This is a genomic window from Gorillibacterium terrae, from assembly GCF_051594785.1.
In the GTDB taxonomy this organism is placed as follows: domain Bacteria; phylum Bacillota; class Bacilli; order Paenibacillales; family NBRC-103111; genus Gorillibacterium.
In genome coordinates this window covers 1-21155 of record NZ_JBPPGI010000002.1, presented here as the reverse complement: position 1 = coordinate 21155, position 21155 = coordinate 1, and the positions used below count along the sequence as shown (strand labels likewise).

Below are 21155 nucleotides of genomic sequence, written 5' to 3'. Positions count from 1 at the left end.
TTACCTCCTCTGTTTGGGATTAAAGGCGTCCTGCAGGCCGTCGCCGAGCAGGTTGAACGCGAGCAGCGTGACCGAGATAAAGAAGGACGGATAGAACAGCCGCCACCAATGGCCGGACAGAATCGTCGGCAGTCCATCGTTGGCCATCACGCCCCAGCTCGCCAGCGGCGGCTGGATGCCGAGACCGAGAAAGCTGAGGAACGCCTCGGCAAAGATGGCCGACGGAATCGAGAAGGTCACCTGCACGATGATGACGCCCATGGTATTGGGCAAGAGGTGTCGGCGGATGATGTAGCCGGCTCCCGCTCCCAGCGTTCGGGCGGCGAGCACGTATTCCGCGTTCTTCAGCTTCAGCACCTGGCCGCGGACGATCCGGGCCATGCCGATCCAACCGGTAATGGTGAGGGCGACCAGAATCGTCCCGAGCCCGGGACCGAGGACGACCATCATCAGGATGACGACGAGCAGGTAGGGAATTCCGTAGAGGATATCGACGAAGCGCATCATCAGATTGTCGATCCGCCCGCCGAAGTACCCGGCGACGCCGCCGTAGAGCATGCCGACGGCGAGGTCGATGACGGCGGCGGCCACGCCGACGAACAGCGAGATGCGGGCGCCATAGAGAATCCGGGCGAAGACGTCCCGGCCGAGCTCATCCGTGCCGAACCAGTGAGCGCCGTTCGGAGCCTGGTTGGCGAGGGCAAGCTGCTGCTTTGCATAGCTTTGGGTCGTGAGGAGCGGGCCGAAGACCGCCAGCAGCCCGAGCAGCAGGATGACGGCAAGGCCGATCACGGCCAAGCGGTTGCGGGCAAGCCGCAGCCAAGCCTCCTGCCAGAAGCCGAGCTGCGGCCGGACCAGCTTCTCGGCGGCTTCCGCCTCTTTGCGGAGCGGGACGAAGAGAGAGTCGGGAACGCTCATGCGCTCGCCTCCTTCCGGTGCAGCTTGATTCGCGGGTCGATGAAGCCGTAGGCGACGTCCACCAGGAACATGAGAAAGATCAGCAAAGCGCTGTAAAACACGGTCGTTCCCATGATGACGGAGTAGTCGCGGTTGTTGATGCTGTCGACGAAATATTTGCCCATGCCGGGGATGGCAAAGATCTTCTCAATCACGAAGCTGCCGGTGAGGATGTTGGCAACCAGCGCACCGAGCAGGGTGACGACGGGCAGCACCGCATTGCGCAGCGCATGCTTGAGAATGACGCGCCAGGGCGGAAGTCCCTTCGCTTCCGCCGTCTCGATGTATTCCTCCGTCAGCACCTCGATCAGGTTGGCGCGGGTCAGCCGGGCGATGATGGCGACCGGCCCCGCCGCCAGCGCCAGCACCGGCAGCACCATATGCCGCCAGGTCCCCCAGGTGGCGACGGGCAGGAGCCGCCACTCCACGGCGAGGTATTTGATGAGCAGCGTGGCGAACACGAAGTTCGGCACGGCGATGCCGAGGACGGCGAGCAGCATGGCGGCATAGTCGATGAGGCTGTTCTGCTTGAGCGCCGCCACCGTCCCGATGGCGATGCCGGACACGATGGAGAAAGCGATGGCGACGATCCCCAGCTTCAACGAAACGGGAAAGCCGCGGCCGATCATGCTGTTCACCGAATCGGGATAGTGCGAGATGGACGGGCCGAAGTCGAAGGTGAGCAGGGATTTCAGATAGGAGACGTACTGCCGGGGGAGCGGCTGATCCAGGTGGTAGCGGGCGTTCATGTTCTCCAGAACGGTCGGGTTCATGTTCTTGCCTTCCTTGTCGAAGGGCGAGCCCGGAACGGCATGCATGAGGAAAAACGTCACCGTCACGATCAGCCAGAGCGTGACGAGCATGGACACAAAACGCTGAAGAATGTAACGGGCCATCCCAAACCTCCTCAACTCTCTGTAGTGGACTCCGGCCCACCAAGCAGGGCGTCCGGAGCCGAACCGTCCTGAAATTGCGGCCGGGACCGCTTATGTACACGGATTCCAACCGACGCCGGGTTCAATCCGGAAAACGGTCCCTTCTTGAAGCGCCTTCGACGAGATGCGGTCCGTTCAGCAAAACGCCGTGCGCATCGCCAGCTCCGTCATCACCAGCATCGCCTGATAAGCGTCGAGGATCGTCTTCGCCTGATAGGTCACAAGCGGCGCATCGGGATCGATCTCCGTGCCCGGCATCAGATGCGCCCATTCCGCCTGCCCGTAATTGGCGAATTCGACGGTCAGCCGCGGCGCATCGGGCGGCGCGAGCGGCTTTATCCGGTCCCGGGCGGCGAGGGCCTCGCGCGTCTTCTCGCGCAGGAGCTGGCCGGTCTTCTCCGGCGTCAGGCAGAGCGCCGAGGTGCGCGAGACCCGCTTCTTGACGATGGCGACCACGACGCCCGGAATGAGTTCTTCCGCTTCGGCGGCCGTTTCGTCGTCTCCCGCGACAAGCAGGATCGGCACACCGTAATGGCCCGCGACGTACGCATTGAAGCCGAGCTCGCCGATCGGCCGGTCGTTGATCCACATGCCCCGCACGCCGAAGATCATCGTATGGCTCATCACGCCGGGGCGGCCGGCGCGGGTGTGGTAGCCGAGGAAGGCAGCGCCTCCGAAGCTGGCGTCGAGCCCCTGCACCATGGAGAAGGGCTTGACATCCCCGGCGATCAATTGGGTTTCCGGATGCAGCTTCTCGATTAGCAGGTTGTTCATCTTGGAATGGCTGTCGTTGACCACCACCTCGGTACAGCCTTCATCGAAGGCGGTGTAGATGACGTGATTGGCTTCGTCGGTCATGAGCTGCCTTCCCCGCTCGTATTGGTACTGGCGGGAATCGACATACGTGTGGTCCACCAATCCGGTGATGCCTTCCATATCGACGGACAGGTACAGCTTCAAGGGATCGCCTCCTTTTCAATGGTTTGCCTTCCCGGCGGATACGCCGAAAAGCACAAAATCCAGCCCATGCCGCCAAACGGTCGCACGTTTGGCATCATCGGCTGGATTTTATCAACGCGGGATGTCTCCATCCGGTTAAATAAAGCAGCTTGCCCGGTTCGGGAGCTCGGCGAAGCCGGAAGCTAATCCCGAAGGTCGAGGGCGGTTTTGTATTTTTTTTGGGCATCCTTGAACGCCACGATGAGCGCCTTCTGCGAGGAGCCGTGATAGCGCCGGCGAATCTCTTCGGCAACCGGCTCGAGCGCCAGGATGCTGTGTCCGATGAAGATGGACTTGACGAAGTCGCTGGTCAGCGCGATGGTGCTGGAGCAGGCGGCATCGAGGATGGTATGGTCGGTCGAGTCCACGACCAGCCCGATGAAAAAGGCGCTGTACTGCTGGGTAATCGGGTTGTTCACCGAAGCCTGGGCATCTCCGATTACATATAAGGTAGATTTCGCGTAACTCACGTCAATCTCTCCTCATCGGCCGTGCAGTCCGCCGATATGTCAATTATCTTAACATTGACGCTCGATGCTTGTAAATCCTCAATAACTTATCGAGGTGAAAACATTTTTTCATAGAGCAGCCGGGCAATCTCTTCCTCTGCGGCGAAGAAAACCCCCGATTCCTTGCGCTGAACGAGTCCGTTCATGGCGAAGCAAAAGCCCCATCCCGCTTCCGGCTCGTAATAGAAATCGCTGAGGAGCCCGTAGGCGTCTCCGGCGTGGCCGAACAAGCGGATGCCCGGCAGCAGGTCGCCGGTGATCTGAAGCTGCAGGCCGCTTCCCCGAAAAAAACCGCTGCCGCGCCGGCCCGTCCACTCCGGACGCCGCATCCGCTCGACGCTCTCCGGCTTCAGGATGCGCCTTCCCGCCCATTCACCGCCGTTCAGATGGGCGCCGAGGAAGCGGGCGAGGTCGGCGATGCTGGTGCGCAGCCCTCCCTGGGGGCTGAAGAGGGCGGCATTGGTTCCCGGTTCATAGGCGGCGAGATTCGGCTGAACAGGACGGCCCGCCGCCGGGTCGTCCATGACCGGCCGAAAGCCTCCATCTTCCGCAGCTTCATACAAAACCGCCAATTTTTTGAGATCGTCATAAGCGTCCAAGGAAAACGAGGTGTCGTTCATCCCGAGCGGCTCGAACAAGCGCCGGCGGCAGTACCGATCGAACCGCTGCGATGTCACCTTTTCTATCGCCGTAGCCAGAAGGATGGCTCCCAGATTGGAATAATCGAATCCGTTCGGATCGCCCGGCTCCAACCCTCCCCAGAGTGCATCGGGATGAAAGCGGCCGCCGGGCAGGATCAGCTCCGTCAGCGGCAGCCGAGGAACCGTCTGCGCCCGAGAGGCGGCGGCAAATTCGGCATAGACGTCGCGCAGCCCGGAAGTATGCGTCATCAGGTGGACGACCGTGACCGGCTTGTCCGGATAGCGGGGATTCCGTACCGGGTAACCGAGCAGCTCTCCGATGTCTTGATCGAGCCGACACACCCCCTCTTCGACCAATTGGAGGTAAGCGGCCGCAACCGCCAGCTTCGAGACCGACGCGATCCGGAACACCGTGTCCGGTTCCATCGGCAGCCGTAGCGCCAGGTTCCGGTACCCCCAGCTATCGCTCCAGACGGTTCCCTCCCGCTTGACGACGGCCGCGGCCAGTCCGACAATCCGGTGGCGTTCGATGATGCTCTGCATCTCCTGCTCCATTCTCATGTCCATCTTCTCGGCTCCTTTCCCGATAAAGGTCAATTTCCGGTCCGCCGAAGCGGAGTCATTTTCCCTCTATGCCGCATTGAATAAGGATAAATCGGCCGGCAGCGGCAGACGCCGGGGGAGGGCGACGCACGGATGAAGCTGGAAGACATCGCCGGAGAATACCGCTTGATCTACAGCGTCGGCTGCGACGGCGAGCCCGCCCGGCAGCTGCTTCGAAACGGTCTCTACCGTAGCGCCGGCCCCCTCGACTGGATGCTCTCGGATCTGTCCGAGGCCGGGCGGCTGCTCGAACGGCGCTTTGAGGGCTTCATGGAGCGCAGCCGGCTGCGGATCGTCGGCAGAGACAGCCGGGACATTCATTACCTCGTTCTCGATGCCGATTCCGGAGCGATCGCGAACCAGGACTTCCCCGTTCTCGGCGACCCCGACGGAAGCCTCCCCGGCTACACCGACTTCGCTCACCGGCTGCGGCGCCGGGTGCATGGTTTCCTTAACGGCCTCGAAGCGGACGGCCGCCTGCTTTTCCTTCGAACGGGGGCGACGCTCGCTCAGGCGGCGCGTTTCGAATCGCTGCTCGCAGGGCGGGTTCGCGGGGATTTTCGCTGCCTGGTCGTCAATTACGGCCCGCTTCCTCGCATCGCCGACTGCGGGTGGCCGCTTGAGCGCACCTGCGGGGTACTGCTGCCTGCGGAGCCCGGCCGGATCACTCACGATGCCCGGTGGAGAGCGCTGCTGAGCGAGATTCGGTTGGAGCCGCTGCCGGCTTGCTCGAAGCCCATGCTAGAGGCCGGTCCGTCTCTTCCCCCTGAAGGCAAAGGGCAGGTACAGCAAGCCGAAGAGTGCAAGTGCCACTCCCTCCAGCGAGAGCAGGTACCAGGGATAAGGACCGAGCAGGTCAAGCAGCGAAGCCGTATCCGGCTTGCGGGCGATGAACATGTAATTGCCGCCGGTCAGCCGATTGACGGCCCACACGGGCAGGAGCAGCGCATTCAGCCAGCCGAAGGCGGCGAACAGCGAGCGAAGCGTCGGACGGACTCCTTCGATCCAGACCATGTGCAGGGCGGCGAGGATGATGAACAGGTGGGCGATAAAGAATTCAAGGAAGCGAAAGTGGGGAAAGCCGTACCCCAACACGGGGGTGACGATGGCCTGGAGCGCCCCGCCGATGCCGGCAAAATAAACGAACGGCAGCAGACGGCGGCTGTTCATCAAGAGCATGAAGACGGCCGCATAGAGCGTGATGCTGCACAGCTCGAACGGCAGGGTGTTGCCCGCATCGAAGACGTTTTCGGCGGCGTACCAGACATTGAGCGAGAGCTCGCAGAGGATTAACCCGGCCGCGATTGTCCATCGGGCATATCGCGGTCTCTTCCCCGCCCTGAGCCAGCCCCGCAGCCGATACATCAAAGCCGCCAGCAGAACGCAAACGCCGATAGCCGCGATGTGCTGCGGCGAAAACGCCGTGAACTCCGGCGCCTCGTATGCGTCAAACCATCGATCCATAATAAAACACCCCCGGAGCTTTCCTTCCGCTCCAGTGTACCAAAAGCGGGGGAATTCCGGGGGATATTTTCGCGGACGCTTGTTAGGCTAAAAGCTTCTTCCCTAAGCGGTTGAACCCTGCACTACGCCAGAGGCAGCCAGTTCAGGACACGTTGAATTTGTCGGTCCCAGTAGCCCCATTCATGTTCGCCCGGGCCTTCCTCGTAGCGCAAATCGAGATTCAGCCGGCCGGCATGCTCGCGGAAGATCTGATTGTCTTCGTAGAGAAAATCCTCCGTGCCGCAGCATTGGTACAGAAGCGGCTTCGGTCCTTCGCTCGCCGCCATCCGTTCCGCAAGCGCCTGCAGGTCGTTGTCGCTGCCGGGCAGCTTGTCGAGGTCGCCGAAGATCATGCGCAGCTCGTCCAGGTTGTTCAAGCGATCGCGCTTCACCATGGTGACCACATCGAGCGCGCCGGACAGGCTGGCCGCCGCCGCATACCGGTCGGGATGCGCGAGAGCCAGCTTGAAGGCGCCGTATCCGCCCATCGACAAACCGGCCGCGAAGGTGTCTTCGCGTTTGTCCGAGACCGGGAAGAAGGAGCGGACGATCTGCGGCAGCTCCTCGCTGACGAAGGTCCAGAACTTCATTCCCTGGGCCATGTCCGTATAGAAGCCGCGCTGGCCGGCCGGCATGACGATCACAAGCCCCAGGGCCGCCGCATACCGCTCCACCGAGGTGCGGCGCAGCCAGATCGTGTGGTCGTCCGACAATCCGTGCAGCAGGTACAGCACGGGGTATTTCTCCTTGCCGCCCGATGACGCCATGCCAATCTGGGAATAGCTCTTCTGCGGCAGAATCACGTTCATGGAGGTGCTCAGGCCGAGCACATCCGAGTAGAAATCGCATTGGATCAAAGCCATCTTCTGGTCCTTCCTCTCTGCCGGTTTGGCCCGTTCATTCGGCCGCCGCTTCGCGGAAGCGGACGGTCGGCGTACCCTTCACGCCCGGCTTGATCCGGAACAAGCCTCCGGCCGCCGGCTGCCGCTTAAGCTGCTCCTCGGACAGACCCGTGCGAGCCGTGGTGATGTACAGCTCGTCCAGCTCCCGGCCGCCGAAGGCGCAGGAGGTCACCTGCTCCGCCGGCACCGCAATTTCCGCGAGCCGCTCGCCCGTGGCCGGGTCGAAGCGCGACACCTTGCCGCCGCCCCAATGCGCCACCCAGAGCATTCCCTCGGCGTCGATCGTCATGCCGTCCGGAAAGCCCTCCTCCTCGGGAAAGCGCACCGCCGCGCGCGGCTGCGATACCTCTCCCGTATCGGGGTCGAAGGTGTAAGCCATCACGAGGAGCGTCGGGGTGTCGATGTGGTACATCGTCCGGCCGTCGGCCGTCCAAGCCAACCCGTTGGAGGTGGTGAAGCCGTCCAGGATGGAATGGACCGATCCGTCGGCGTCCAGCCGGTACAGTTTGCCCCGCTTTTGCTGCCCGTTCAGGCTCATCGTTCCGGCCCAGAACCGGCCGGCGGGATCGCATTTGCCGTCGTTGAACCGGTTGTCCTCCGGTTCCGCCTCGGGCTTAGCGACTTCAGCCAGCCGGCCGGTCAAGGGGTCCAGCTTGCAGAAGCCGTCCTTCGCCGCCAGCAGAAGCCCGCCTTGCTCGACGGGAACGGCGGCTCCGACCATCCGGCCGACCGGAATCGTCCGGTCCGTGCCGTCGGCCGGGTTGAACTCGTGCACCCGCTCGCCTTCGATATCGACCCAATACAAGAGCTCCCGCTCGGCATCCCAGCTCGGGCCTTCGCCCAAAACGGCCTTCACGTCAGCCACCAATTCCAATTCCCGTCCTGTCATCGCTATCGTCCTTTCGCTTTGGAATGGGTTTTAGAGGATGAGGTCCTTTTCCCGCGTCGTCAGCTTGCGGGCCGGAACATCGAGGACGATCCGGCCGTCGGACAAGCCGATGATCCGGGTGGCAAAGCGCTCCGCCAGATCGAGCTGCTGCATGGCGCAGACGAGGAGCACCTTCTCCCGCTTGGCGACGTTGCGGAAGTCCTCCATCACCCGGTTGACGGAGGCCGGATCGAGTCCCTTGATCGGATCGTCGGCGGCGATGAATTTCTTCTCCTGAATGAGCGCCCGGGCCAGAGCGACCCGCTGCTTCTCGCCGCCGCTCAGCTTTTCCACCTTCTCGTGGCCCTTGTCCAAGAGGCCGACCTTCTCCAGGAAATCGTTCGAATACACATGCTCGTCCATCGACGATTTGCGAATGATCTTGCGCCAGAGCGGCATATGGCTCCAGCGCGCCTCCAATACGCTCTCTATGGCGGTCTTCTTCGGGCTCAGCCCGGTGCTTTCCTGCAACGATACCCACTGGCGGCGAACCTTCCATTTGGCCAGGGGACCGCCCTCCAGCACGTTATGGCCGTCGAAAATATACTCTCCCTTGTTCCAAGCTTCCTGCAGGGTCAGGCAGCGGAGCAGCGTGGTCTTGCCGCTTCCGCTTGCGCCGACGATGGCGATGAATTCCCCCGGGTCGGCTTGAAAGCTCAAGCCCTTCAGCACCGGATGCTCCGGGTATCCCTTTTCCAAATGACGTACGATCATAGCTCCTTGGCTCTCCTTTGCGGCGGCTTACTGCGCATCGAGGCGGGCCAGATCGCGGGCGATCAAGCGTCCGTGATGGCGTCCCGTCTCGATAAAAATCTCGTTGGCCCGGCTCCCCGCAGCCACGACTCCGGCGATGTACACACCCGGCACCGGGGTTCTCATGGTCTCGGGGTCGTAGAGGGGCGCGCCGGTCTCCTCGTCTACTGCGACTCCCGCCTGCCGGAGCAGCTCGCGGTTCGGACGGAAGCCGGTCAGCGCGAGGACGAAATCGTTTTCGATCCACGATTCCTCGCTTCCCGTCGCCACCCGCACGGCGTCCTCGCGGATTTCCCTCAGCTCGCTGGAGAACCGAACGCGGATGCGTTCTTTCTCCATCAGGCTGACGAGCATCGGCCGGGTCCAGGCCTTGATATAGGGGGACAGCTCGCTGCCCCGGTAGACGACGGTGACCTCCGCCCCTACCCGCGTCAGCTCCAAGGCCGCATCCACGGCAGAGTTGTTGCCGCCGACGATGACGATCTTTTTCCCGGCATAGGGATGGGCCTCCGTGTAATAGTGGCTCACCTTGGCGAGCTGCTCTCCGGGAATGCCGAGCTCGTTGGGCTGGTCGAAATAGCCGGTGGCGATGACGATCGCCTTCGCATCGCAGGATTCCGTGCGTCCGAGGTGGTCCTTCAGCTCCAGCGTGAATCCGCTTGCGGACTCGGACTTGGCTATTCCGGTCACCTCCGTATAGGTGCGAATCCGGAGTCCCTTCCGTTCGGCGACGAGCCGGTAATAATTCAGACCCTCGAGCCGGGTCGGCTTTTCGTTCGGGGTGACGAACGGCACTCCGCCGATTTCCAAGAGCTCAGGCGAGCTGTGAAAAGTGAGGTAGGTGGGGTACCGGTAAATCGAATGGACGATGGAGCCTTTCTCGATGATTAGCGGATCGAAGCCCTCCGCCTTCAGCTCCGCCGCCGCCGACAGCCCGCAAGGGCCCGCTCCGACGATAACGACTTGTTCCACAGCGTTCTTCTCCCTTAAATCGGTTTCTTCCTTGATTATACTGTACCCCGGCGGAAAACACACGCTTGCCCCGCCGGATTCGGCCGGCCGAAATGCGCAAAAGAGCGAACCGCTCGGAACCCGGTTCGCTCTCTTTTACCCCTTTTGCTGCTGACCTGGACGACCTGACTCAGCGATACAGCCAGACCCGCAGAAGCGACAGCAGCTGCGAGCTGTTGACCGGCTTGGTGATATAGTCGGAGGCCCCCGCTTCGATGCACTTCTCGCGGTCCCCCTTCATCGCCTTGGCGGTGAGGGCGATGATCGGCAGCTCCTTGAAGCGCGGAATCTCGCGGATCGCCCGCATCGTCTCGTAGCCGTCCATACCCGGCATCATGATGTCCATCAGCACGACGTGGATGTCCGGCGTCGACTCGAGAATGTCGATGGAATCTTGTCCATTCTCGGCCGGAATCACCTTCATCTGGTGACGCTCCAGGATGGTGGTGAGGGCGAAGATGTTGCGGATGTCGTCATCGACCACCAGCACCTTCTTAAAGGCAATCGCCTCGTTGGTCTGGTGCAGCTTGGACAGGGTTTCCCGCTGAGCGTCGGACATGCCCTCCACCCGCCGGTGCAGGAACAGGGCCGTCTCGTCGAGCGCGCGGACCGCGGTCTTCGCCTCCTTCAGCACATGCTGCTTGGTCAGCTCCTCCAGCTCCGCCGCCGCGCTCTTGGCCAGCTTGCCCTCCGGATTGAAGACGACCGGCAGGGACGGATTCCGGGAGACCTTCAAGGCTTCCCGCAAGAAAGCGACCAGCCCCGGCTCGGGAAGATCGGCGTGCACGTAGAAGGCATCGTAGGCCTTCGCTTTCAGCTCGGAAATCGCCTTTTTGGAGGAGGCCGTCTCGGTGATCTTGACGTCCTCCCCGGCCAAATCCTCCCGGTCGGGATCGTCCGCACCGCCGGTTCGGAGCACCAGCAGCTCCTTCGTTTCCTTGCGGGCGAAGGCGATCAGGTTGTCCAGCGTCTCTTCCAGCTCGCTGCCGGTGATCGGCTTGCTCATGAAGGAATATGCGCCGCGCTGAAGCACCGGAATCCGCTCATCCTCCACCGTGATGACGGCGATGGGGATATGCCGGACATCGATGTCGCTCTTCAGGTAGTCCATGACGGCCCAGCCGTCTCCTTCGCTCATGCGCAGGTCGAGGGTGATCGCAGCCGGCTTGAAGTGGCGGGCCAGCTCCAGGACGCCGTTGCCCTGGGTGGTGACGATCGCCTTGATGCCCTTCTTGTGGAGCAGGTCGAGCATGATCTCGGCGAACTTGATATCGTCCTCGACGACCAGGAAGACGAGGTCGCCCGGCTTGATCTCGGCCCGGTCGTCCGGCAAGTCCTCGGCGCCGAGGGTAAACACGGTCGGCAGCTTCTTGGCGGCGGGATGGCCGGCTGCTTCGTCGATGACATCGGGCACGAACTGCCCGGTCGGCTTCGGCAGAACCGGCGGCTCGGCCGGATCGAACAGCGGAACCTCGCCCGCCGGCTCGGGGCTTGGGGCCTCCGGCGACGTTGCTTCGGAGCGCATAGCCGGCGCCGGGGCGCCGCCCTCTGCGGCGGCTGCCGAAGGCTTGCCCGAAGCGGCAGCGGGAGCTTCCGCCTCTACCGGCGCTGCGCTGAGCGCGAGCGGGCGCTTCTCTTCAACCGAGAGCGGCAGATACAACGTGAAGATGCTGCCGCGGCCGGGAACGCTGTAGAGCTTGATCTCGCCGTTCAGCATCTGGGCGATCTCGCGGCTGATGGCGAGGCCGAGGCCGGTGCCGCCGTACTCGCGGCTCGTGCTGCCGTCCGCCTGCTGGAAGGCCTCGAAGATGATCTGCTGCTTGTCCGCCGCGATGCCGATGCCGGTATCGCTGACGGAGAAGGCGATGACGCTGTCGGCGCGCGACAGCTCCGCATGGTCGGGCGACCAGCCGTCCTTCGCCTTGCGCAGGATCAGGTGCACCTCTCCCTTATGCGTGAACTTAAAGGCGTTGGCCAGCAGGTTGGCCAGCACCTGCTGCAGCCGCTTCGCGTCGGTCATCAGGAACTCGGGCAGCCCCTCCTCCCGGCGGATGGCGAAGTCGAGCTTCTTGTCCGCCGCCACATGGCGGAACATGCGCTCGATGCCGTTCGTCAGGTCGGTCAGGCTGACCGGATTCAGCTCGGCGCTCATGGTGCCGGATTCGATCTTGGACAGATCGAGGATGTCGTTGATCAGGTTGAGCAGATCGAGCCCGGATTCGTGGATGGTGGCGGCGTATTTCACCTGATCCTCGGTCAGATTGCGCTCGACGTTGTCCTTGAGCTGCTCGGACAGGAGCAGCAGGCTGTTGAGCGGCGTCCGGAGCTCATGCGACATGTTGGCGAGGAACTCGGATTTGTACTTGGAGGTCAGCGCGAGCTGCTCCGCCTTTTCCTCGAGGAACAGCTTGGCCTGCTCGACCTCCTGATTCTTGCTCTCCACCTCGGCCTTCTGCTGGACGAGCAGCCGGGCCTTCTCCTCCAGCTCCTCGTTCGTATGCTGCAGTTCTTCCTGCTGCTGCTGCAGCTCCTCGGCGAGCGACTGGGACTGCATCAGCAGCTCCTCGGTCCGCATGTTCGCCTTGATCGAGCTCAGCACGATGCCGATGGTATCCGCGAGCTGGTCGAGCAGAGCCAGATCGATCTCCGAGAAGCGGCGGAACGAGGCGATTTCCAGCACCGCCAACACCTGCTCCTCGAAGATGATCGGCAGGAGGGCGATGTTGAGCGGCGTCGCCTCGCCGAGACCCGAATTGATCGTGACGTAGTCTCCGGGAACGTCGGTCAAAAGAATTCGCTGCTTCTCCAGGAGGCACTGGCCGACCAGCCCTTCGCCCGGCCGGAAGGCATTCGCCAGGTGCTTGCGCTGCTGGAAGCCGTAGGACGCGAACAGCTTGAGGACCGGCTCGCCGCTCTCCTGCTCGTTCATGAAGAACACGCCGTGCTGCACCGTGAGGAGCGGAGCCAGCTCGGACAGGATCATCCGGCAGACCGCGTACACGTCGCGCTGGCCCTGCAGCATCCGGCTCAGCTTGGCGAGGTTGGTCTTCAGCCAGTCCTGCTCCGTGTTGATCCGCGTCGTCTCGCGCAGGTTGCGGATCATCTCGTTGACGTTGTCCTTCAGCTCGGCGACCTCGCCCACCGCCTGAACATCGATCGTCCGCGACAGATCGCCCTTGGTGACGGCGGTCGCCACCGTCGTGATAGCCCGCACCTGCGTGGTCAGCGTCGTCGCCATGTAGTTGACGTTGTCGGTCAAATCGCGCCAGGTGCCGTAGGCGCCCGGAACGCTGGCTTGGCCGCCCAGCTTGCCCTCCGCGCCGACCTCGCGGGCCACGGTGGTGACCTGCTCGGCGAAGGTGGCGAGCGTGTCGGTCATGTTGTTGATCGTCTCCGCCAGCTCGGCAATCTCGCCCTTGGCGTCCACGGTCAGCTTGCGCTTGAGGTCGCCGCGCGCGACCGACGTGACGACCTTGGCGATGCCGCGCACCTGATTGGTCAGGTTGGTCGCCATGATGTTGACGTTGTCGGTCAAATCCTTCCAGATGCCGCCGACGCCCCGCACGACCGCCTGGCCGCCAAGCCGTCCCTCCGTTCCGACCTCCCGGGCCATCCGGGTAACCTCGGAGGCGAACGAATTGAGCTGGTCCACCATGATGTTGATGGTCTCCTTCAGCTCGAACAGCTCGCCTTTGACGTCGACGGTGATTTTCTTCGACAGGTCGCCGTTCGCCACCGCCGTCGTCACCGCCGCGATGTTGCGCACCTGATTGGTCAGGTTGGCCGCCATGTAGTTGACGTTGTCGGCCAGGTCGCGCCAGGTGCCCTCGACGCCGGTGACTTGGGCTTGCCCGCCGAGCCGTCCTTCGGTGCCAACCTCGCGCGCCACCCGCGTCACCTCGGACGAGAAGGTCCGCAGCTGATCCACCATCCGGTTGATCGTGCTCTTCAGCTCGAGAATTTCGCCGCGCGCGTCGACGGTAATCGTCTTGGAAAAGTCTCCTTTGGCGACCGCCGTGGTGACTTCCGCGATGTTGCGCACCTGGTCGGTCAGGTTCGACGCCATGTAATTGACGCTGTCGGTCAAATCCTTCCAGGTGCCGCCGACGCCCTTGACATCGGCTTGACCGCCCAGCTTGCCCTCGCCGCCGACCTCGCGCGCCACCCGCGTGACTTCGGACGCGAACGAGTTGAGCTGATCGACCATCGTATTGATCGTGATCTTAAGGTCGGACAACTCGCCCTTGACCTCGACGGTGATCTTCTTGGACAGGTCGCCGTTCGCGACCGCCGTCGTCACCGCCGCGATGTTGCGCACTTGATTAGTCAAGTTCGACGCCATGGAATTGACGTTGTCGGTCAAATCCTTCCAGGTGCCGGCAACGCCTTTCACTTGGGCCTGGCCGCCGAGGATGCCGTCGGTGCCGACCTCGCGCGCTACGCGGATCGTCTCCGAGGCGAAGGTGCTGAGCTGATCCACCATCGTGTTGATCGTGTTCTTCAGCTCCGAGAACTCGCCGCGCGCCGAAACGCTGATTTTCTTGGACAGATCGCCGTTCGCGACGGCGGTCGTGACATCGGCGATGTTGCGCACCTGATCGGTCAGGTTCGACGCCATCCGATTGACGCTGTCGGTGAGCAGCTTCCACGTGCCCGAGACGTCCTTGACGTCCGCTTGGCCGCCCAGTTTGCCTTCGATCCCGACCTCGCTAGCCACCCGCGTGACTTCCGAGGCGAACGTGCTGAGCTGATCGACCATCGTGTTGATCGTGTTCTTCAGCTGCAGCATCTCGCCCTTGACGTCGACGGTGATCTTCTTGCCGAGATCGCCCGTCGCTACCGCCGTGGTGACCTCGGCGATGTTGCGCACCTGATTGGTCAGGTTGGACGCCATGTAATTTACGCTCTCCGTGAGATCGCGCCAGGTACCGCCGACGCCTTCGACCTCGGCTTGGCCGCCGAGCATGCCCTCGGTGCCGACCTCGCGCGCCACTCGCGTTACTTCCGAGGCGAACGTGCTGAGCTGGTCCACCATCGTGTTGATCGTGTTCTTCAGCTCCAGGATCTCGCCCTGGGCGTCCGCCGTAATCTTCTTGCCCAGGTCGCCCGTCGCAACGGCGGTCGTGACCTCGGCGATATTGCGCACCTGATTGGTCAAGTTCGACGCCATGTAGTTGACGCTTTCGGTCAAATCCTTCCAGGTGCCGCCCACGCCCTCGACCTCGGCTTGACCGCCGAGGATGCCCTCGGTGCCGACCTCGCGCGCCACCCGCGTCACTTCCGACGCGAATGTGCTGAGCTGGTCCACCATCGTGTTGATCGTGTTCTTGAGCTCCAGGATTTCGCCCTGGGCGTCCGCCGTGATCTTCTTGCCCAGGTCGCCCGTCGCAACCGCCGTCGTGACCTCGGCGATGTTGCGCACCTGGTTGGTCAGATTCGACGCCATGTAATTGACGCTCTCCGTGAGATCGCGCCAGGTGCCGCCGACGCCCTCGACCTCAGCTTGGCCGCCGAGAATGCCCTCGGTGCCGACCTCGCGCGCCACCCGCGTCACCTCCGACGCGAACGTGCTGAGCTGATCCACCATCGTGTTGATCGTGTTCTTCAGCTGCAGCATCTCGCCTTTGACGTCGACGGTGATCTTCTTCGTCAGATCGCCGCCCGCCACCGCCGTCGTGACCTCGGCGATGTTGCGCACCTGATTGGTCAGGTTCGACGCCATGTAATTCACGCTCTCCGTGAGATCGCGCCACGTGCCGCCGACGCCTTCGACCTCGGCTTGGCCGCCAAGCATGCCTTCGGTGCCGACTTCGCGTGCTACGCGCGTTACTTCCGAGGCAAATGTGCTGAGCTGATCCACCATCGTGTTGATCGTGTTCTTCAACTCCAGGATCTCGCCCTGGGCATCCGCCGTAATCTTCTTCGTCAAATCGCCGCCTGCGACCGCCGTCGTCACGACGGCGATGTTGCGTACCTGATCCGTCAGGTTGAGCGCCATGTAATTGACGCTCTCGGTCAAATCCTTCCAGGTGCCGCCGACGCCGATGACCTTGGCCTGGCCGCCCAGCTTGCCTTCCGTGCCGACTTCGACGGCGACGCGGGTTACCTCGGAGGCGAACGTGCTGAGCTGGTCCACCATCGTGTTGATCGTCTGCTTCAGCTGCGACATCTCGCCGCGCACATCGGCCGTGATCTTCTTGGTCAGATCGCCGCTCGCGACGGCCGTCGTCACCTCGGCGATGTCCCGGACCTGATTGGTCAGGCTGCGCGACATGTCGTTGACGGCGTCGGTGAGCTGCTTCCATGTGCCGGAGACATTCTTCACGCGGGCTTCCTCGCCCAGCCTGCCCTCGGTACCGACGGCGTAGGCGACGCGCGTAATCTCCGAAGCGAAGGCCCCGAGCTGATCTACCATCGTGTTGATGCTGACGGCCGTCCGATTAAATTCGCCGGTGAGCGGCCTTCCCTCGAAGGAGAGCTCCAGCTTTTTCGACAGATCGCCCTTCGCTACGGCATTGATGACCTGTCCCATCTGATTAAACGGCAGGACCAAGTCGTCGATGAGCCCGTTCACCGAACCGGTCAGACTTGCCCAAGAGCCGGAGAGCCGGGGCCGGGCCAGCCGATGGGTCAGCTTCCCGTCCTTGCCGACGACCTGGGCCATCTCGCGCACCTCGTCCGCCAGCGCTTCCTGCGTATCGAGGATTTCGTTGAACACATCGGCAATCTTGCCCGTCAGGCCTTCCCGGTCATAAGGCAGCCGGACCGTGAAATCGCCTTTTCGGTAGGCAAGCAGCGCCTGAAGAAGCTCCTTCAGCGTCTCGGACTCGCTGGCCGATTCCTGTTGCGGCTCGTGGTTATCGTTATGCTCGCTTGTCATTCGGGAACGTCCTTTCCGCAGATAGGTTATGTACAAATTCACAAAGCGCCCGATCTTCGCCGGCCGGCAGCGTGATGATTTCTTCTCAAACTCTACTCTATTGTAGCGAGTTTCGGCTTCGGATGAAAGTTCTTCGAGCTATGCCAAAAGTTACAAAAAAACCGGAGACTTCCCATCAGGAAGCTCCGGTCCGTCGTTTATTCCGTTCTCGTCTTACAAAACCTTTGCCAGAAAGTCGCGGGTGCGGGCATGCTGCGGATTTCCAAACACCATCTCCGGCTTGCCCTGCTCCACGATGACGCCGCCGTCCATGAAGATGATCCGGTCGCCCACCTCGCGGGCAAAGCCCATTTCATGGGTAACCACCACCATGGTCATGCCTTCGGCCGCCAGCTTCTTCATGACATCCAGCACCTCGCCGACCATTTCCGGATCGAGCGCAGAGGTCGGTTCGTCGAACAGCATGACATCGGGCGACATGGCAAGCGCCCGGGCGATGGCGATCCGCTGCTTCTGTCCGCCCGACAGCTGGTTCGGATAGCTGTTCGCCTTATCCTCCAGGCCGACGATCTTCAGCAGCCGGCGGGCGTTCTCTTCCGCAGCCGCCTTGCTCTGGCCGAGCACCCGGATCGGCGAGATCGTGATGTTCCCCAGCACCGACAGGTGCGGGAACAGGTTGAACTGCTGGAACACCATGCCCATCTTCTGCCGCAGCTTGTTGATGTCCTGCTTCGGATCGGTGATGCGCGTGCCCTCGAAGACCACATCGCCCGAGGTTGGCACTTCCAGCAGGTTCAGGCAGCGGAGAAACGTGCTTTTGCCGGAGCCGCTCGGTCCGATAACCACGACGACTTCTCCCTTGTCCACAGTGAGGTCGATTCCGTTCAGCACCGCCAGCTTGCCGAAGGATTTATGGAGTCCGTTCACCTCAATCACTGGCTTTCAGCCTCCTTTCGGCGACACCCAGGAACTTCGACAGGGTGAAGGTGATGACAAAGTAAACCATGGCCGCCGCGATCAGCGTCTCGAACGACTTAAACGTCATGCCGCGGACCACGTTGGCGTTGTACATCAGGTCGGCGATGCCGATGACCATGACGATCGAGGATTCCTTGACCACGACGATAAACTCGTTGCCGAGCGCCGGAAGGATGTTCTTAATCGCCTGCGGCAGGATGATGAGCCGCGTTGCCAGCCGGTTCGTCATGCCGAGCGAACGGGCCGCTTCCATCTGGCCTTTGTCGATCGACTGGATGCCCGCGCGGAAGATTTCCGCGATATAAGCCGCGCTGTTGATGGAAAGCGCAATGACGCCGGAGGTGAAGTCCGGAATGTTGATCTGGGTGAGCTGCGGTATCCCGTACGTGATGATGAACACCTGCACGAGCAGCGGCGTTCCGCGGATAAACTCCACGTAGGCCGTACCCAGCCAACGCACCGGCGCTACTTTGGACATCCGCATGAGGGCGATGAAGACGCCGAGCAGCACGCCGAAAATGACTGTAAAAAAGGACAGGGAGAGGGTGATCCCCGCCCCCCGGAAGAAGTAGTCGATATAATCAGGAAGGAAAGAAAAATCCAGTTCCACTCGGCTTCACCCTATTCCTGCGCCATTTGGTTGGAAGCGTCCTGCACGTACTGGTCCAGCTTCTTCTCTGCGATCAGCTTGTCGATCACCTTGTCGATTTCCTTGACCAGGGAGGGGTTGTTCTTCTTAACGGCGATGGCGGAACCGCCTACGTCGTCCTTCGGTTTGGCGTCGGCCAAGATCAGATCGGGAGCTTTGGCGATATACGCCTCGGCAACCGGCAGCTCGACGATCAGCGCGTCGACCTTCTTCGTCTGAAGCTGGAGAATCAAGTCCGCCACCGAGCCAAGGCTCTTGAGGTCGGCATTTTTTACCTGCTCCTTGGCGATGTCTTCCTGGATCGAGCCGGTCTGCACGCCGATCTTCTGGTTGTCCAGGCTTTCCAACGTGGTGAATTTGTCCTTGTCTTCTTTGCGGACGATGACGCCCTGAGCGGCGGTATAGTAGATCTTCGAGAAATCGACGCTCTTCTTGCGCTCATCGGTCGGCGTCATGCCGGCGATGATCATGTCGATCTTGCCGGCCGTCAGCGCCGGCAGGAGGCCGTTAAAATCCATGTCCTTGATTTCCAGCTTGACGCCGAGCTCGTCCGCCACCGCTTGGCCGATGGCGATGTCAAAGCCGATGACCGTATCCTTGCCGTCAATCTTCTTGTGGAACTCGTAAGGAGGATACGTGGCGTTCGTGCCGAGCACGATTTTACCCGCCTTTTGAATCTCGCCGAGCCTTGCATCCTTCTTGCCGCAGCCCGTCAGAATCGTGGTCAATACCAAAACGGATGCCAGCAGCACCGTGAACTTTTTCATCTTAAATAATGCCTCCCTTTTTTCTATGGTTAACGATGAATAGAAATACAATGTTGCCATTATATAAGGTGGAATCGCATAAATCAAGGATTCTAACCATTGTTCACTGAATTTTTATACATTGGCATACATATTCAACCATTGGCTTTCGCGAATGCCCGATCCGCTGCTAACGGGTATAATGGAAGCAATGTCATTTGCCAAGGAGTTGCTGATTGTATGAAGGAAAAGATTGTCGCCGCCATCGAGGAAAGCTTTCCGCTGCTCGCGGAGACCGCCCTGTTCATCGGCTCGCATCCCGAGCTGGGCCATGCCGAATATCTGGCCTCCGCCAGGCTCGAGGAAGTTTTCGGCGCAGCCGGGTTCGAGGTCGAGCACGCGCCGCTCGGCATCCCCACCGCCTTCGTGGCGGTGCGTAAAGCCCGGAAGCCGGGCCCCGTAATCGCCCTCTTGTGCGAATACGACGCGCTGCCGGAGCTTGGACATGCCTGCGGCCATCATCTCATCTCCGGCATGAGCCTCGGAGCCGCCCTCGGCGTCGCTTCGGTGCTGGAGGAAACCGGCGGCACCCTGCGCGTCTACGGCACTCCCGCCGAGGAGACGATGGGCGCCAAGGTGGATATGGCGACAGCCGGTCTGTTCCGCGACGTGGATGCCGCCCTGATGGCGCACCCTTATCATTCCCACGTCCGCTCCGGGAATTCCCTGGCGATGGATGCGCTGCAGTTCACCTTCCATGGCAAAGCCGCCCACGCGGCGGCCAGCCCCCAGGAAGGCATCAACGCACTCGACGCCGTGCTGCTGCTGTTCAACTCGATCTCGATGCTCCGCCAGCAGCTGCCGGATCACGTGCGCGTCCACGGCATCATCTCGGACGGGGGCAAAGCGCCGAATATCATTCCCGACCGGGCGCAGGCGCAGTTCTACGTCCGTTCGGCCAATCGGCCGGTCACCGACGAGGTGGCGGCCAAGGTCCGGCGCTGTGCCGAAGGCGCCGCGCTGCAAACCGGCTGTACGCTCGACATCGACAATTACGAATACTCGTACGACGAGCTGGTGACCAATGCCGCGCTGTCAGATTGCTTCACGGCCAATCTGCAAGCGCTCGGCGTTCCGGACGGCGCCATCCTTCAGGGCAAGGATACCGGTTCGCTGGACCTCGGCAATGTCTCGCGGCAATGTCCGACCATTCATCCGTATATTCAGGTCGTGGACGCCCCTTACCTGCTGCACACCCCGGAGTTCCGCGACTCCGCCATGCTGCCGCGCGCGCTCGAAGGCATGAAGCTGGGCGCCCAGGCGCTCGCCTTGACTGCCTGCGACCTGCTGGCCCATCCCGAATTGGTCGAACAGATCAAGCGGGAGTTCCAGACCGCCGTCGCTGAGGCCTGACGCCGCAGTGGCATGACGTCGCAGTGGCATGACGTCGCAGTGGCATGACGTCGCAGTGGCCTGGCACCGCAGTGGCATGACCCCGACTGAGCCGAGTGCGGGTGTTCAACCGACGATCCGGCAAACAGGCCTCTCTTCCCAGCGGAATCCTGGGAGGAGAGGCCTGTTTAGGTTATAGCGCAGAGAAGCGGATCACTCAGATCTTAAACTTGGACAGGCTGTGCTGCAGCTGTTCGGAGAGGGCGTTCAAGTCCTCGGCCAGCTTGGCAAGCCCCTGGCTGACGCTGAGCTGCTCGTTGCTCAGCGACGCCACTTCCTCCGAGGTCGCCGACGATTCCTCCGACACCGCACTGACGTTGGCCATCGCCTCCGTCAGCTCCCGCTGGTTCGCTTCCAGAATCCCGATCGATTCCGTCACCTCGCCCAACTGAGTCACGAAGCTCGTCATGTGTCGGTTGACGCTCTTGAAGATGCCGTCCGCTTCCTTCACCGACCGAATCTGGTCCTGGAACAGCGGATACGCCTCCAGCAGCACCTTCACCGTCTCGTCGATTTCGCCCTGGATGGTCTCCGTGATCTCCGCCACCACGCCGATGTTGTCCTTCGACTGCTCGGCCAGCTTACGGATCTCGTCGGCCACCACCATGAAGCCCTTGCCCGCCGTCCCGGCCCGCGCCGCTTCGATCGCCGCGTTCAGCGACAGGATGTTCGTCTGCTTCGTCATGTTCCCCAGCACGTCCAGGATCTT

Annotated in this window: 16 protein-coding genes and 1 pseudogene; 2 read left to right on the top strand and 15 right to left on the bottom strand. The window is 62.0% G+C overall.

Annotated features, from left to right (window positions below; genetic code table 11):
- From ACSEXS_RS10285 to ACSEXS_RS10265, 5 genes are all read right to left on the bottom strand, one after another.
- Positions 1 to 918, bottom strand: a complete 918-nt coding sequence (locus ACSEXS_RS10285) for an ABC transporter permease (protein ID WP_438433141.1) — start codon at positions 916 to 918, stop codon at positions 1 to 3.
- Entirely contained in the window at positions 915 to 1853 is a 939-nt protein-coding gene (locus ACSEXS_RS10280) for an ABC transporter permease (RefSeq protein WP_438433140.1), read from the bottom strand. The genes ACSEXS_RS10285 and ACSEXS_RS10280 overlap by 4 nt, the downstream gene beginning before the upstream one ends.
- Positions 1854 to 2027: 174 nt before the next feature.
- On the bottom strand, positions 2028 to 2852 hold the full coding sequence (dppA, locus tag ACSEXS_RS10275; protein ID WP_438433139.1) for a D-aminopeptidase DppA: 825 nt from the start codon (positions 2850 to 2852) through the stop codon (positions 2028 to 2030).
- Between the two features lie 182 nt (positions 2853 to 3034).
- A complete protein-coding gene (locus tag ACSEXS_RS10270) occupies positions 3035 to 3361 on the bottom strand; it encodes a DUF3870 domain-containing protein (RefSeq protein ID WP_438433138.1) in 327 nt (108 codons plus the stop codon).
- A gap of 86 nt (positions 3362 to 3447) precedes the next feature.
- Positions 3448 to 4608, bottom strand: a complete 1161-nt coding sequence (locus ACSEXS_RS10265) for a serine hydrolase domain-containing protein (protein WP_438433137.1) — start codon at positions 4606 to 4608, stop codon at positions 3448 to 3450.
- Positions 4609 to 4737: 129 nt separating this feature from the next.
- Here ACSEXS_RS10265 and ACSEXS_RS10260 point away from each other — a divergent pair.
- Positions 4738 to 5100: pseudogene (locus tag ACSEXS_RS10260) on the top strand (DUF1796 family putative cysteine peptidase); the annotation flags it as partial.
- 285 nt (positions 5101 to 5385) lie between these two features.
- Here ACSEXS_RS10260 and ACSEXS_RS10255 read toward each other — a convergent pair.
- The 9 genes from ACSEXS_RS10255 to ACSEXS_RS10215 all read right to left on the bottom strand — a co-directional run bounded on the left by ACSEXS_RS10255 (position 5386) and on the right by ACSEXS_RS10215 (position 19015).
- Positions 5386 to 6108 carry a YwaF family protein gene (locus ACSEXS_RS10255; protein ID WP_438433136.1) on the bottom strand — a complete coding sequence of 241 codons (723 nt, stop codon included), beginning with the start codon at positions 6106 to 6108 and terminating at the stop codon, positions 5386 to 5388.
- 122 nt (positions 6109 to 6230) lie between these two features.
- Entirely contained in the window at positions 6231 to 7010 is a 780-nt protein-coding gene (locus tag ACSEXS_RS10250) for an alpha/beta hydrolase (protein WP_438433135.1), read from the bottom strand.
- Between the two features lie 34 nt (positions 7011 to 7044).
- Entirely contained in the window at positions 7045 to 7938 is an 894-nt protein-coding gene (locus ACSEXS_RS10245) for an SMP-30/gluconolactonase/LRE family protein (RefSeq protein WP_438433134.1), read from the bottom strand.
- A gap of 30 nt (positions 7939 to 7968) precedes the next feature.
- On the bottom strand, positions 7969 to 8691 hold the full coding sequence (locus tag ACSEXS_RS10240; protein WP_438433133.1) for a phosphonate ABC transporter ATP-binding protein: 723 nt from the start codon (positions 8689 to 8691) through the stop codon (positions 7969 to 7971).
- A gap of 27 nt (positions 8692 to 8718) precedes the next feature.
- Positions 8719 to 9702 (bottom strand): YpdA family putative bacillithiol disulfide reductase, encoded by a 984-nt coding sequence (locus ACSEXS_RS10235; RefSeq protein WP_438433132.1) that lies wholly within the window; start codon positions 9700 to 9702, stop codon positions 8719 to 8721.
- A gap of 169 nt (positions 9703 to 9871) precedes the next feature.
- Positions 9872 to 16621 (bottom strand): HAMP domain-containing protein, encoded by a 6750-nt coding sequence (locus tag ACSEXS_RS10230; RefSeq protein ID WP_438433131.1) that lies wholly within the window; start codon positions 16619 to 16621, stop codon positions 9872 to 9874.
- 213 nt (positions 16622 to 16834) lie between these two features.
- Positions 16835 to 17557: an amino acid ABC transporter ATP-binding protein gene (locus ACSEXS_RS10225; protein WP_438433130.1), complete on the bottom strand. Its 723-nt coding sequence runs from the start codon at positions 17555 to 17557 to the stop codon at positions 16835 to 16837.
- Positions 17550 to 18209 (bottom strand): amino acid ABC transporter permease, encoded by a 660-nt coding sequence (locus tag ACSEXS_RS10220; RefSeq protein ID WP_438433129.1) that lies wholly within the window; start codon positions 18207 to 18209, stop codon positions 17550 to 17552. The genes ACSEXS_RS10225 and ACSEXS_RS10220 overlap by 8 nt, the downstream gene beginning before the upstream one ends.
- Before the next feature lie 11 nt (positions 18210 to 18220).
- Entirely contained in the window at positions 18221 to 19015 is a 795-nt protein-coding gene (locus ACSEXS_RS10215) for a transporter substrate-binding domain-containing protein (RefSeq protein WP_438433128.1), read from the bottom strand.
- A gap of 219 nt (positions 19016 to 19234) precedes the next feature.
- On the opposite strand from ACSEXS_RS10215, the gene ACSEXS_RS10210 reads away from it, so the two are divergent.
- Positions 19235 to 20407, top strand: coding sequence for a M20 family metallopeptidase (locus tag ACSEXS_RS10210; RefSeq protein ID WP_438433127.1), 1173 nt, complete (start codon positions 19235 to 19237; stop codon positions 20405 to 20407).
- Between the two features lie 196 nt (positions 20408 to 20603).
- Here the strand turns inward: ACSEXS_RS10210 and ACSEXS_RS10205 are convergent.
- A partial coding sequence (locus ACSEXS_RS10205; protein WP_438433126.1) for a methyl-accepting chemotaxis protein occupies positions 20604 to 21155 on the bottom strand: 552 nt, incomplete at its 5' end.